The organism is Streptomyces sp. NBC_00390 (assembly GCF_036057275.1).
GTDB lineage: Bacteria > Actinomycetota > Actinomycetes > Streptomycetales > Streptomycetaceae > Streptomyces.
In genome coordinates, this window is sequence record NZ_CP107945.1 from 3,665,031 (window position 1) to 3,678,242 (window position 13,212).

Sequence of the window (13,212 nt, forward strand, 5' to 3'; positions counted from 1 at the left end):
ACAGGGAGGCAACCGTGCACGGCACAGGATCCTGCTCCCGAGGCTCACGGTCGCTGTACCCAGAGCATCCCTGTACATCTGCTGCGGACCAGAGAGCGCTCAGGACTGTCTGCATCTGGGCGTCACCTGTTGCAGGCACGGCCCAGTCCCCTGGCAGCCGCATTTCGGGGTTCAGCTGAGCCAATCGAGACGACGCGTTGGACCGCAAAGCCCCGGACGCAGAGTCCGGGGCCTGTCGATCACGTGGAGTGCTGGACGTCAGCCCTTCACACAGATGACCTGCTTGATCTTGGCGACGACCTGTACGAGGTCCTTCTGCTGGTCGATCACCTGGCTGATCGGCTTGTACGCGGCCGGGATCTCGTCCACGACTCCGGAGTCCTTGCGGCACTCCACGCCCCGTGTCTGGTCCTCCAGGTCCTTCGTGGAGAATTTCCGCTTCGCAGCGTTCCGGCTCATCCTCCGACCGGCACCGTGCGAGGCAGAGTTGAACGACTTGGGGTTGCCCAGACCACGGACGATGTACGACTCCGTACCCATGGAGCCGGGGATGATCCCCCACTCCCCCGAGCCTGCGCTGATGGCTCCCTTCCGGGTGACCAGCAGATCCATCCCCTCGTAGCGCTCTTCACTCACATAGTTGTGATGGCAGGAGATGACCGGATCGAAGGTCACCTTCGCCTTCCGGAACTCCTTGCGGACCACTTCCTGGAAGAGCCCCATCATCACCGCGCGGTTGTACTTCGCGTACTCCTGGGCCCAGAACAGGTCGTTGCGGTACGCCGCCATCTGCGGAGTGTCCGCGATGAAGACGGCAAGGTCACGGTCGACCAGACCCTGGTTGTGCGGCAGCTTCTGGGCCTCGCCGATGTGGTGGTCGGCGAGCTCCTTGCCGATGTTCCGCGACCCGGAGTGCAGCATCAGCCAGACCGACCCCGACTCGTCGAGGCAGAACTCGATGAAGTGGTTTCCGGCTCCGAGCGTTCCCATCTGCTTGGTCGCCCGCTCCCGGCGGAACTTGACCGCGTCGGCCACCCCGTCGAACCGCTCCCACAGGTCACCCCAGCCCGCGTGCGCGAATCCGTAGATCCGGCCCGGATCCACCATGTCGTCGTGCATGCCGCGGCCCACCGGGATCGCCCGCTCGATCTTGGAACGGAGCCTGGAGAGGTCGCCAGGGAGATCGTTCGCCGTCAGCGACGTCTTCACCGCCGACATGCCGCAGCCGATGTCCACACCGACCGCCGCCGGGCAGACCGCCCCGTGCATCGCGATCACCGAGCCGACCGTCGCGCCCTTGCCGTAGTGGACGTCCGGCATGACGGCGAGGCCCTTGATCCAGGGCAGCGTGGCGACGTTCTGCAGCTGCTGCATCGCCACATCCTCGACCGTCGCCGGATCTGTCCACATCCGGATCGGGACCTTGGCTCCCGGTACCTCTACATACGACATAACTCCCCGATTCCCCCGAAAACACAGATAACGCAAAAGCCCTGCCTGATATCCGCGAAAGCCTCGGCGGCCCGGCATCCACAGCGGTGCGTGCGATACACATTGTGTCCACCGGCCGCCTTCGGGCGGCAACCGTTTTTCCCCCGCGGCCCGCGCCGACACGCGGCGCACACGCAACAGAAGGGAGCCTGTGACGTGCAACGAAAGGCGTACGTACCCGGCCTGGCGGCGGCGCTGCTCGCGGCGCTCGTCACCGGCTGCACCGCCGGCACCGGCAGCGACGGCTCCGACGCGGCGGCCAAGCAGGGCAGCACCGCCTCCCCCGCGGCGCCGCCCGGCAAGTACCGCACGCTCCCCGAGCCCTGCCGTTCCGTCGAGGCGTCGACTCTCAAGAACCTGCTGCCCGGAGTCGTCACGCTCCCCGAGGAGCAGCAGCAGGCGGTGCTGCGCGGAACCGCGGCCGTCACCTATGACACCGACCGCCGGGTCGCGTGCAGCTGGAAGGGCGAGGCGCCGGATGCCTCGCACCAGCTCCGGGTGGACTTCGAGCGTGTGGTCTCCTACGACCCGGCGGTCAGCGACGACGACCGCGCCCTCGAGGTCTTCGCGAAGAAGCAGGCAGCGACCTCCGTGCCCCTCGCCGCCGCACCGGGGGAAGGGGAGCAGACCCCGTCCGCCACGGCCGGGGCCGCCGCTCCGCCCGCGAGCGACGACGCGAAGGGGGACGGCCCCGTGGGCACCCCGTCCGAGGCCACGGCATCGCGGACGCCGGGCTCCGGCGACCCGGACGGCACCCCGACCGCCACTCCGTCCGGGAGCGCCGGGAGCGCCACGGGTCTGGAGCCGCGCATGCTCGAGGGACTCGGCAACGCCGCCTTCCTCGACGATGTGCTCGGCCGGGCCGGATCCACCGCCCAGCGCCGCAGCGTGAGCGTGGTCTTCCGCACATCGAATGTGATCGTCACCATCGTCTACGTCGAGCAGCCGGCCCGTACGACCGAGGTGCCGGACAGCAAGGAACTGCAGGAAAAGGCGCAGAGTCTGGCCCGCGGGCTGGCTGAGCAGTTCAACGACTGAGCCGCACACCGCCGGCCCGTTCCGCCGGACCGGTTGTCCACAGGCCGCCCGCCGATGGCCCGTCTGCGCGTACGGTGGCCTCGCCGACCGGACGAACCCAGCCCCAGATCGACTGAAGGAACCATGCACCGTTCAGCCACGCGACTCACCCGCATACTCGCCTGCGCAGCCGTCCCGGTGATGCTCGTCGTCGCCGGCTGCTCGTCGGACTCCGACAGCAAGGGGGGCTCGGACTCGTCCTCCTCCGGCTCCTCCCCGTCGGCGAAGAAGTCGCCGACGGTCGCGCCCGCCAAGTTCGCCAAGCTGCCGAACCCCTGCTCCTCGATCGCCACGAAGACGATCACTGACCTGGTTCCGGGCACGAAGTCCAAGTCGGGCACGGCCGGCAAGTCCTCGGACGTCTCGAGCCGCGGCAACTGCTCGTGGAACGGCCTGGACGACAACGGCGTCAAGGGCTCCCAGTACCGCTGGCTGGACGTCTCCTTCTACCGCTACGACTCCGACGCCTCCATCGCCCTCAGCGGCGAGCAGCGCGCCACGGAGCAGTACGGCAAGGAGATATCCAGGGCGAAGGCGACCGAGGGGGCCAAGGAAGTGAAGACGGCTGTGGCGCCCGGTATCGGCGACGAGGCGACCACGGTCAACTACAAGCTGAGGAAGACGGGCGAGGACTTCAGCTACGCGACGGTCGTGGCCCGCACCGCGAACGGCGTCGTCGTGCTCACCTACAACGGCACCGGTTACGCCGGCGCGAAGAACCCCTCGACCGCCGACCTGACGAAGGACGCGCTCAAGGCGGCGAAGGAAGCGGTGACCTCGGTCACCACCGCCAACAAATAGGAAGCACACCGCCGTCGGCGGCCGGGGCCGGCCCGGCCCCGGCCCCTCGGCACAGCCCGCGCCGCCCCTCCCCCGAACACCCTGGAGCCCGGAGGGACGCGCTCCGCAGGCATGTGCCAGGCTTTGCCCGCTGGATTCGAGCACGGAAGGGGGTCGCGGATGGCCGCGATGCAGCTGACACGCACGCACCGCGTACTGATCGGTGTCGTCGTCGCCGGAGCCTTGGTCATCGCCGGGATCGGCTTCGCCGGCTCGTACGCCGCCGTGCGCGAGCTTGCGGAGAAGAAGGGCTTCGGCTCGTTCTCCCTCGTCTTCCCGATCGGCATCGACGCGGGCATCTGTGTGCTGCTGGCGCTGGACCTGCTGCTGACGTGGATGCGGATCCCGTTCCCGCTGCTGCGCCAGACGGCCTGGCTGCTGACCTTCGCGACCATCGCGTTCAACGGCGCAGCGGCCTGGCCCGACCCGCTGGGCGTCGGCATGCACGCAGTGATCCCGGTGCTGTTCGTCGTCGCCGTCGAGGCGGCCCGGCATGCGGTCGGCCGAATAGCCGACATCACGGCCGACAAGCACATGGAGGGTGTGCGCCTCACCCGCTGGCTGCTGTCGCCGATCCCCACCTTCAGGCTGTGGCGCCGGATGAAGCTGTGGGAGCTGCGCAGCTATGAGCAGGTGATCAAGCTCGAGCAGGACCGGCTGATCTACCAGGCGCGTCTCCAGGCGCGCTTCGGCCGGGCCTGGCGGCGCAAGGCCCCGGTGGAGGCGCTGATGCCCCTGCGACTGGCGAAGTACGGCGTCCCCCTGGCGGACACGGCCGCGGCAGGCCTGGCGGCCGCCGGCGTCGAGCCCATGCTGCTCCCGCCCTCCCCGGTCGTCGAGCAGCAGCCGGAGCTGCCGCGCGCCGCCCATCAGCAGCCGCAGCATCAGCGCGGGGCGGACCCGGCACTGGCCCTCCCCGAGGCCCAGTTCGACGATCAGGCCGAGCAGCACGCGGGCGTGGGCTCCCACGAGAGCCCCTGGTTCGCCGCCGCCCATGCTCCCCAGGACGCGTACGAGAGCGGCTACGACCCGATGTACGTCGAGGAACAGGGTTTTGTCCCGGTCCCCGTGCCGGCCGGTCCGGGCCGCACACGCCCGCTCGGCGCCGGTGTGGTCCCCGGCCCCCGTACGGAACAGGAGCCGTACCAGGAGCAGTACGCCGACGAGTACGTCGCGCAGTACACGGAACCGGTGCAGCAGCCGCAGCCCGATCCCGTCCCGGCCCCGGCCCCGGCCTTCACCTCCGAGGACAAGGAGTTCTCCGAGCTGGCGTACCCCCATTTCAGGACGTACGTCGACCAGTACGGCGACTACCCCAAGGTCGAACAGTTCGAGATACACCTCGCCGACGGGCACGGCATACGCCACCCCCGGAGCTCCTCACTGCTGCGCCGCCTGTACCCGGAGTTCAAGGCCCGCCACCAGGCTGACCTCGAGTCCGAACACATCGCGTAACCGGAAGGACCCGCGTTGGGATCGACCGAGCTGCTGATCGTTCTGGACCGGGACAGTGCCCTGCCCCTCCAACAGCAGGTGTGCGACCAGTTCGTTGCGCTGGTGCGCTCCGGCCGGCTCCGCCCGGGGGACAGCGTGCCCCCCTCCCGCGAGCTCGCCCATCAGCTCGGCGTGTCACGGACCGTCGTGCTCAGGGCCTACGAGCTGCTGCGCGCCAACGGCGTCCTCACCGCGCGCCGCGGCTCCGGCACCCAGGTGGCGGCCCGGGAGGAGTTACCCGTCCCGGCCGAGCGGCCCCTCTCCCGAGCCCCCCTCGCCCCGCAGCCGCCGAGGCCCACCGACACGGGGCACGCGCTGTGGCAGCCCTGGGAGCCGCCGCCCATGCACCGCTCCGGCGGCTCGCTCGACTTCCGGCACGGCACACCGGCGCTGGCCAGCTTCCCTGTCGCCCGCTGGCGGCAGTCCCTGTCCGACGCCCTGAGCAGGGCGGACGCGACCTCGCTCGGTTACGGGCTCGCGGAGGGCTCGCCCGCGCTGCGCACGGAGATCGCCACGCTGGTGCGGCAGAGCCGCGCTCTGACCGCCTCCCCCGAGAGCATCGTGGTCACCAACGGCGCGACCCAGGCGATGGACATCCTGGTGCGGGCCCTGGTCGCCCCGAACGATGTCGTGGTGATCGAGGACCCCAGCCACACCGTGCTGCGGCAGATCTTCGGTTCCTCACAGGCGGCGGTGGTGCCGGTGCCGGTGGACGAGGAGGGGCTGCGGGTCGGTGACATCGATGCCCAGGTGCGGGCGCACGGCCATGACCCGGACCGGGTGCGGCTGGTCTATGTGACGCCGTCGCACCAGTTCCCGACCGGCTGCGTCATGTCCGAGTCGCGGCGGCGTGCTCTCGTGGAGTGGGCGCACGAGCGGGGGGCGACCGTCCTGGAGGACGACTACCACAACGAGTACACGTTCTCCGACAGCCGGCTGCCCGCTCTCGCCGCCGACCGGCACGGGGGCGTCGTCGTGTATGTGGGCAGCTTCAGCAAGACGCTGTTCCCCTCCCTCCGCATCGGTTACGCGATCCTTCCGCGACACCTCGTGCAGCCTTTTCTCGGCATCAAGTGGATCACCGACCGGCTCACGGCGACCGTGGAGCAGGAAGCACTCGCCGACTTCATCTCCTGCGGTGCCTATGCCCGGCACATCGGCAAGATGACCAGGCTGTACCGGCAGCGCAGGCGCCGCCTCCTGGAAGCGCTCTACGAGCATTTCGGCGCCGGGGTGCGGATCTCCGGCGAGGCAGCGGGCCTGCACGTCATGGTCACCCTGCCCGGCCTGCCCGCCGGGGACGAGGCCCGGATCGCCGACCGGGCGGCCGGCCTCGGGGTGCGCATCTACCCGGCGTCCGGGTACTACGTGCAGGACCCGCCGTCCGAGCCCACGTTCCTGATGGGCTACGCGGCACTGCCCACCGCGCACATCACGGAAGGCGTAGCCCTGCTGGCAGCCGCTGTGCGGGAGACGGCTGCTCCTCGGCCGGCGTGAACGCCACCCGGCGGAACCGCTCACGGTGGGCGTACGGCACCGTGCAGTCGAACACGGCCTTCGCCGTGCGGCCGTCGTCCGAGAGCGTCGGGGAGTACGACGTGGCCTGGGTGGGGTCGAGACGGAAGCCTTCCTGGTCCGGCAGTACGACCACGTCCCGGTCCGCCTGGAGCCGGGTGGTCATCGCCCACCACAGGTCCTGGTCGGACTCCAGATCCACGTCCTCGTCCACGGCGACGACGAGCTTGATCATCCGGAACTCCGCCAGGATCGCCTGACACGCCTCGCGGACCCGTGCGTCGTCCTCGGCGGAGCGCTTGTGCCGCCACTGCACGACCAGCATCAGCTGGCCGCCGCCCGCGGTGTGGCAGTGCACCGCGACGACCGGGGCGCCGCGGCGCAGCAGCCGGTCCAGCACCGCGGCCTCCATCCCGAAGCCGAGCAGGATCGACTGCTCGTGTCCAGGGCCCGACACGGACTGGAGTATGGCCCCCTGGCGTGCCGTGATGCCGGTGACCCGGATGACCGGCAGCGCGGGGTGGGCGCTGCCCCGGTAACCGAGGAACTCCGGCATGGCCGCCGTACCCGAGGGGTTCTCCGGCAGTGTGTCCGCCAGCAGCTCGCCCTCCAGGACGTACTCGGCGTGCGCGATGCAGTCGGCGTCGACCGTGCGGCAGGGCATCAGCTCGACCGGCGCACCGCCGAGCGCGCCTGCCACGGCCAGTTCGTCCAGTTCCTCGGGGACCAGCGAGGTGGGGCAGCAGGAGGAGAGCAGTATGGCGGGGGCGAGGCCGAGATGGATCGCGACGGGCAGCGGCTTCCCGAGGCGCAGCGACGCCAGGTACGCCCGCTCGAGATGGCGGCCGGGCAGCATCCAGATGGTCAGCAGATCTGGCCCCTGGACACACATGCGGTGGACCGACAGATTCCGCACGCCGGTCTCCGGATCGGTGGCCAGCACCGCTCCGAGCGTCAGATAGGGGCCGGCGTCCTCGTCGGTGAGCACCGGCACGGGCAGGCTCGCCAGATCCGGAGCGTACGAGGTCCTGGCCCAGCGTGCCTCGCCGTTGACGTGCACCGCCGGTACCGGCGAGGCCACCGCGTCGAGCAGCCGGAAGGGCAGCGCCGCCGGGGTGAGCCCCAGCAGGGCGGCGGCTCTGCGGCGCGTCCCGTACAGCCCCATGAGTACGGCGCTCGCCGCGCCGGACTCGGGGGTGACCCGCTCGAACAGGACGGCCGGGCCCGGTCCGGTGGGCGGCGGGGCGGGGGCCCCGGCCCACTGGGCGTACCGGGCGGAGACCCCGAACCGGGCGGGGACCTCCTCCCGCACCCGCACCAGCTCGCCGGGCAGCGAGTCGAGCCCGGCGAGCGTGGTGCGCAGATCCGCGATGCGGTGGGTCACGGGCGGGCCTCTTCCCGGGCGCTCTGCTGCCGCTCGGCGAGCCGGTCCAGCTGAAGCCTGGTCAGTTCGCCGATGAGGGTGCGGTAGGTCGCCTCGGCGATGCCTGGAGGCATTCCGAACTCCTCGGCGAGCCCCCGCACCTTGGCGACGACCTCCTCCACCCGGCCCGGGGAGCGCACGGTCTCCTCGTCCTGCTTGTACTCGGTGAGGGTGCGTACCACGGTGGTCCGCTCCGCCAGCAAGGACACGATCTGCCGGTCCAAGGCATCGATGGTGAGCCGCAGTTCACCGATCGGGCTGTCCACGGTGGTCATGACGCCGGCACCTGATCGATCACGTAGACGACGGTGGGCTCGGCGTCGGACCCCTGCGAGCGGTGCCGCTCCTCTCCGGGGATGATGAAGCCCATGCCGGGCCGGCACGGCACGGAGCGGTCGTCGAAGTGGATGGTGAACTCGCCCCGCAGCACGTAGCCCTGGTGGCCGCGGGTGCACCACTCCTTCTCGTCGAAGCCCGCCGGCAGTTCCATCAGCCGGATCCGCAGCCCCTGGGTATAGGCGATCTTCACCCGGCCGTCGGCACCGGGCTTGTGCCATTTCTCCCAGGGGATCGTGTCGAAGTCGATGCCGACGAGGGTGGGCATCGCGGCCTCGGCCGCCTGAGTTGTTCGATTCGTCTCTGTCGTCATGCTCGGTTTCCCCTCCAGGGGTGTCACGGAGTACGGATCACAAGAAGCGGATCACCGGGTACGGCGCGCGGCGGCATCCCGCTCACGACGCCTCGTACAGCCCAGGTCCCAAGGAGCCGCTGTTGAGCCGGCGTTCCACGCGTTCGTTGCGGTCGGTCAGCGGCAACACCGGCTCGCCGGTCACCGCTGCCTGGCGCTTGAGCAGCTCGGCCATGTCGATCATCCGGTGGACCATGCGCTCCAGGGCGTCCAGACCTTCGGCGTCGTTGAGGCCCGGCTCCCTCGAGGTGTTGCGCAGCAGGGCCGGGAACCCGCTGCCCACCAGGATCATGCGGTTCAGCAGCACGTTGTCCACGAGCTGGTTGTGCACGGACGAGTCGCTGTAGCGCCGGCCGGTCACGATGATCCCCGCGACCTTGTTGGCCAGTGGCCGCTCGAAGCGCAGATAGCCGACGCCCGCGCGCTCGATGAAGATCTGCATCAGATGAGCCAGCCCGAAGCCGTGCACGGGCACGGCGTAGATGATCCCGTCGGCCTGCTTCATCTGCTCGACGATGCCCGGCATGTCGTCCCGCAGCTCGCAGGGGACGGCCCGGCTGTTGCAGTCGCCGCACGGGCTGCACGGCGAGATCCGGTGGTCACGCAGATGGATGGCCTGGAACACGGCACCCCGCGACCGCACCAGCTCCCCCGCGTGGTCCAGTGCCAGATCGGTGTTGCCCCCGGCCCGTTCGGAACCGGATATCCCCAGTATGAAAGGTCGATTTCCTTGCATTGTTGTCCCCCGCTCCCCGTACACGGTTCACGACAGGCGGGCCGCCGAAGGGCCCGCCGCTGACTGCAGGTCGGTCGGTCCTGAAGGTCAGTCCTGCAGCTTTCCTGCGAAGTAGTCGATGTAGGCCTGCATGTCGAAGTGGCCGTGCCCGGAGAGGGTGAACAGGATGCTCCGCTCGGCCCCTTCCTCCTTCGCCCGCAGCGCCTCGTCGATGGCGACCCGTACGGCATGCGTGGACTCGGGCGCCGGCACGATGCCCTCGTTGCGCGCAAACGTCACACCCGCCTCGAAGCAGGCGGTCTGCGGGACCGCGCGCGCCTCGAGCAGGTCTGCTTCCTTGAGCGCGCTGATGATCGGCGCCATGCCGTGGTAGCGCAGACCTCCGGCGTGGATGCCCGGCGGCACGAACTCGTGGCCGAGGGTGTGCATCTTGGTCAGCGGGGTGAGCCCCGCCGTGTCGCCGAAGTCGTAGTCGTAGCTGCCCTGGGTCATCGTGGGGCAGGACGACGGTTCGACGGCGATGGCGCGCACCGAACGGCCGCCGCCGAGCTGCTCGCGCAGGAAGGGCAGGGCCAGTCCGCCGAAGTTGGAGCCGCCACCCGCGGCGCCGATGACGATGTCCGGGTAGTCCTCGGCCAGCTCCATCTGGAGCCGGGCCTCCTGGCCGATGATCGTCTGGTGCATCAGCACATGGTTGAGCACCGAACCCAGCGCGTACTTGGCCTTTCCGCCGCTGTTCAGTGCGGCCTCCACCGCCTCGGAGATGGCCAGGCCCAGGCTGCCCGTGGAATCGGGGTCGGCGGCGAGCGCCGCGCGGCCGGCTTCGGTGAGCTCGCTGGGGCTGGCGGTGACACTCGCGCCGAAGGTCTCCATCAGGCCGCGCCGGTACGGCTTCTGCTGATAGCTCACCTTCACCATGTAGACCTCGCAGGCGAGGCCGAAGTAGGAACAGGCGAGTGCGAGGGAGCTGCCCCACTGCCCGGCGCCGGTCTCGGTGGTGAGTCGTTCCACCCCGGCCTGCTTGTTGTAATAGGCCTGCGGCACCGCCGTATTGGGCTTGTGGCTGCCGGCCGGGCTGACACCCTCGTACTTGAAGTAGATACGGGCCGGGGTGTCCAGCGCCTTCTCCAGCCGGCGGGCCCTGATCAGCGGGGCGGGCCGCCACTGCCGGTAGACATCCAGAACCGCGCCGGGGATGTCCACCTCGCGCGCGGTGGTGAACTCCTGCGCTATCAGCTCGGCGGGGAACAGCGGCTCGAGGTCGGCCTCGGTGAGGGGCTCCTTGGTGCCGGGGTGAAGCATCGGAGGAAGCCCGCCCGGCAGATCGGGAACCACGTTGTACCAGGTCGTGGGGATGCTGTCCTCGGGGAGCAGAAACTTCGTGTGCGTCATGTCACTTCCCTGTAGGTGATGCGGATGGTGCAGATGGTGCGGTGGGGGAGGTCTGGATCGTGGTGTCGAGGGCGGCGGCCGCGTTCCGCACGCGCAGCAGTGCAAAGGCGGCCATGCCCACGACGGGGGTGATCAGCAGGGTGAGGAAGACCGGACGGTCGCCATGGGACTGCCAGATGACGCCCAGTCCGACCGGTACGACCAGCCGTGCCACGCCCAGGACGAATCCGTTGAGCGCCATGAAGCTGCCGACGCGGCGCTCGTCGACGTGGTCGGCGATATAGGTGGGCACGACGACGGAGGCGATGATCTCGCCGAGGGTCCACACCACGGTGGACAGCAGCACCGCGGGCAGCGAGAAGGCGAAGTACAGCACCGCGAGGCCCAGCGCCCACAGCAGACCGGCCACGATCAGCAGCGCCTTGGTGCTGTACTGCTGGATCCGCTTCTCGACCATCAGGCCGAAGCAGACGACGATGACGCTGTTGATCGTGTAGACGACGCCGACCAGGCCCGCCGACTCGTCCAGCACGGTGGTCACCGCCAGCGGCAGCGCGTATTCGAGGCCGATCAGCGGCGCGACGTAGAAGAAGGACACCAGCACGAGCAGGAGCACATGCCCGTGCCCGAGCGCGCTGTAACGGGCCCTCTTGCCTTCGGTCCTGGCGGCCCCGTCGGCGTCACCGTCCGTGCGCCGCGCACCGCGCCTGCTGTCGCGCGGGACCCACGCCACGATGAGCGCAGCGCACAGGAGCCCGGCGACGATGTTCCCGGCGAACATGACGTGGTACGAGTAGGCCGCCGCCACACCACCGAGCAGCGGGCCGATGCCCATGCCCATGTTGTTGCCGATGTAGCTGACGGTGTACGCGAAGGGCCGCTGCTCGGGCGTGGTCAGATCGGCGATCAGCGTGTTGGACGCGGGGCCGAACATGCCCATCCCGACCAGGGCCGCGAAGAGCAGGACCGCGTACGTCCACGGCGGACCGTCCAGTGTGGCGAGTCCCAGATAGCCGGCCGCGTTCAGCAGCAGCGCGCAGACCAGTGCCGGGCGTCGGCCTCGCAGATCGCAGAAGGGCCCGCTGAGCAGGCTGCCCACCAGCAGCCCGGTGCTGCCGACGGAGATCAGCAGCCCGGCCTCGGCGGTGCTGAGCCCCTTGCCCCGCACCAGATACACGGCGAGCAGCGGGAAGACGAACATTCCCGCCCGGTTGACGAAGGCGGCCAGGAACAGCACGCGCAGCGCGAGCGGCAGCGCTCTGAACCGGGTCAGCCACGTCGGTCCCCCACCTACCGGCCCGTCGGTTGCCATCAGTTCTGCACGGTTTCGACGTGGAAGGCGTCCCGGACCGTCTTGAAGCGCGCCCGTACGTCCTCGAAGTCGGCGCCCTCGCAGACGTACCAGCCCAGGACGTCGTTGGACCTGGTGGGCGGGGCCAGTACGTCACCGACGCTCTTCCAGACATCGGCGTCCAGCACCGATTCCAGGGCCGTGAGGTCCTCGGGCGTGCTGATGTCCGTGATCCGCCCGTACTTGGCGGAGCTCAGGTACTCGGTGCCCACCTCGGGACCGGTCCTGGCGGCCGGCCGGTGGTTCTCGTCGAGTTCCAGCCGGCACCACTCACCGGCCAGATTGATGCCCCGGCCTGCCTCGATCGCGGGAACGATCGAACCGCCGCCGGCGCGTGCACCTGCCTCGCCGAAGACCACATCGCCGTCGTCCAGGAGGAAGAACTCCGCATGCGAGACCCCCGTACGCATCCCGAAGCCACGCAGCACCTCGCCGTTGAGGTCGAGAATCCGCTGCTCGCGGGGCGAGAGGTTGTGCTTGCGGGAGATCGTCCCGCCCGGCTCGTCGAGGTACTCGAGAACGGAGTAGGTGTACTGGGAGAGCTGCTCGAACACGACCTCGCCGTTCTGCAGCAGCGAGTCCACATGGAACTCGGTTCCGCTGACGAACTCCTCGACCCGGTACTCGTGCCGGTCGTCGCCCATCTCCTGCCAGACCCGGTCCAGGTCCTCGCGGCCGTCCACCCGGTAGGTGCTGCCGCAGGCCCAGCCCGCGTACGGCTTGATCACGACGGGGTAGCCGACCTCTTCGGCGAACTCCGCCACCGCGCCGACGGTGTCGGGGCGCACCGAGCGGGCCACCCGGATGCCGAGCTCCTCGGCCCTGCGGTGCATCACGTTCTTGTCGCGGAAGTTGAGCGCCTCGTCCGGGGTCAGTCCGGGGATGCCATGGTCGCGGCGGCAGCGGCTGGCCGCCAGGACATCACCTTCGAAGAGCGGGAAGATCCGCTCGATGCGGTGCTCGGTGACGATGCGGTCCACGGCGGCGCGCACGGACGCGGTGTCCTCCAGGTCCGCCTGGTACGTGGGCAGGTCTTCGGCCTCGGGCGCCTCCCAGCCCGTCGGCAGCAGCACCACCGTCTGCACTCCGAGATCGGTGGCGGCGGCGACCACGCTGTGGAACTGTGCCGCGTAGCGGCCTGCCTCGGGCCGGTAGACGACGAGGATCGAGCTGTTCATCGGGATCTCCTTCAGCGGATGGATGCT

General features: G+C 69.7%; 12 protein-coding genes. 4 read left to right on the forward strand and 8 right to left on the reverse strand.

Annotation, left to right across the window (positions count from 1 at the left end):
* Positions 1-258 precede the first annotated feature (258 nt).
* The gene (locus tag OHS70_RS15775; RefSeq protein WP_328397918.1) at positions 259-1,452 is read right to left on the reverse strand and encodes an RtcB family protein; all 1,194 of its coding nucleotides are present in this window, start codon (positions 1,450-1,452) and stop codon (positions 259-261) included.
* Between the two features lie 195 nt (positions 1,453-1,647).
* Here OHS70_RS15775 and OHS70_RS15780 point away from each other — a divergent pair, with 195 nt between their 5' ends.
* From OHS70_RS15780 to pdxR, 4 genes are all read left to right on the forward strand, one after another.
* Positions 1,648-2,529 (forward strand): DUF3558 domain-containing protein, encoded by an 882-nt coding sequence (locus OHS70_RS15780; protein ID WP_328397920.1) that lies wholly within the window; start codon positions 1,648-1,650, stop codon positions 2,527-2,529.
* 123 nt (positions 2,530-2,652) lie between these two features.
* A complete protein-coding gene (locus tag OHS70_RS15785; RefSeq protein WP_328397922.1) occupies positions 2,653-3,369 on the forward strand; it encodes a DUF3558 family protein in 717 nt (238 codons plus the stop codon).
* Positions 3,370-3,528: 159 nt separating this feature from the next.
* A complete protein-coding gene (locus OHS70_RS15790; protein ID WP_328397924.1) occupies positions 3,529-4,863 on the forward strand; it encodes a DUF2637 domain-containing protein in 1,335 nt (444 codons plus the stop codon).
* A 15-nt stretch (positions 4,864-4,878) separates the two neighbouring features.
* A complete protein-coding gene (gene pdxR / locus OHS70_RS15795; RefSeq protein WP_328397926.1) occupies positions 4,879-6,399 on the forward strand; it encodes a MocR-like pyridoxine biosynthesis transcription factor PdxR in 1,521 nt (506 codons plus the stop codon).
* Here pdxR and OHS70_RS15800 read toward each other — a convergent pair.
* From OHS70_RS15800 to OHS70_RS15830, 7 genes are all read right to left on the reverse strand, one after another.
* Positions 6,335-7,801 carry a UbiD family decarboxylase gene (locus OHS70_RS15800; RefSeq protein WP_328397928.1) on the reverse strand — a complete coding sequence of 489 codons (1,467 nt, stop codon included), beginning with the start codon at positions 7,799-7,801 and terminating at the stop codon, positions 6,335-6,337. The genes pdxR and OHS70_RS15800 overlap by 65 nt on opposite strands.
* Entirely contained in the window at positions 7,798-8,115 is a 318-nt protein-coding gene (locus OHS70_RS15805; RefSeq protein ID WP_328397930.1) for a chorismate mutase, read from the reverse strand. The genes OHS70_RS15800 and OHS70_RS15805 overlap by 4 nt, the downstream gene beginning before the upstream one ends.
* Positions 8,112-8,489 carry a cupin domain-containing protein gene (locus OHS70_RS15810; protein ID WP_328397932.1) on the reverse strand — a complete coding sequence of 126 codons (378 nt, stop codon included), beginning with the start codon at positions 8,487-8,489 and terminating at the stop codon, positions 8,112-8,114. The genes OHS70_RS15805 and OHS70_RS15810 overlap by 4 nt, the downstream gene beginning before the upstream one ends.
* A gap of 82 nt (positions 8,490-8,571) precedes the next feature.
* The gene (locus OHS70_RS15815; RefSeq protein ID WP_328397934.1) at positions 8,572-9,264 is read right to left on the reverse strand and encodes a flavodoxin family protein; all 693 of its coding nucleotides are present in this window, start codon (positions 9,262-9,264) and stop codon (positions 8,572-8,574) included.
* A gap of 87 nt (positions 9,265-9,351) precedes the next feature.
* Positions 9,352-10,656: a TrpB-like pyridoxal phosphate-dependent enzyme gene (locus tag OHS70_RS15820; protein ID WP_328397936.1), complete on the reverse strand. Its 1,305-nt coding sequence runs from the start codon at positions 10,654-10,656 to the stop codon at positions 9,352-9,354.
* Between the two features lies 1 nt (position 10,657).
* Positions 10,658-11,968 carry an MDR family MFS transporter gene (locus OHS70_RS15825; protein WP_328397938.1) on the reverse strand — a complete coding sequence of 437 codons (1,311 nt, stop codon included), beginning with the start codon at positions 11,966-11,968 and terminating at the stop codon, positions 10,658-10,660.
* A complete protein-coding gene (locus OHS70_RS15830; RefSeq protein ID WP_328397940.1) occupies positions 11,968-13,185 on the reverse strand; it encodes an ATP-grasp domain-containing protein in 1,218 nt (405 codons plus the stop codon). The genes OHS70_RS15825 and OHS70_RS15830 overlap by 1 nt, the downstream gene beginning before the upstream one ends.
* Between the last annotated feature and the right edge of the window lie 27 nt (positions 13,186-13,212).

Excerpts from the sequence above, each read along its gene's own strand:
- OHS70_RS15790 (WP_328397924.1), top strand. The coding sequence starts at position 3,529 with ATGGCCGCGATGCAGCTGACACGCACGCACCGCGTACTGATCGGTGTC.
- OHS70_RS15805 (WP_328397930.1), bottom strand. The coding sequence starts at position 8,115 with ATGACCACCGTGGACAGCCCGATCGGTGAACTGCGGCTCACCATCGAT.
- OHS70_RS15815 (WP_328397934.1), bottom strand. The coding sequence starts at position 9,264 with ATGCAAGGAAATCGACCTTTCATACTGGGGATATCCGGTTCCGAACGG.
- OHS70_RS15775 (WP_328397918.1), bottom strand. The coding sequence starts at position 1,452 with ATGTCGTATGTAGAGGTACCGGGAGCCAAGGTCCCGATCCGGATGTGG.
- OHS70_RS15785 (WP_328397922.1), top strand. The coding sequence starts at position 2,653 with ATGCACCGTTCAGCCACGCGACTCACCCGCATACTCGCCTGCGCAGCC.
- OHS70_RS15820 (WP_328397936.1), bottom strand. The coding sequence starts at position 10,656 with ATGACGCACACGAAGTTTCTGCTCCCCGAGGACAGCATCCCCACGACC.
- OHS70_RS15810 (WP_328397932.1), bottom strand. The coding sequence starts at position 8,489 with ATGACGACAGAGACGAATCGAACAACTCAGGCGGCCGAGGCCGCGATG.
- OHS70_RS15830 (WP_328397940.1), bottom strand. The coding sequence starts at position 13,185 with ATGAACAGCTCGATCCTCGTCGTCTACCGGCCCGAGGCAGGCCGCTAC.
- OHS70_RS15825 (WP_328397938.1), bottom strand. The coding sequence starts at position 11,968 with ATGGCAACCGACGGGCCGGTAGGTGGGGGACCGACGTGGCTGACCCGG.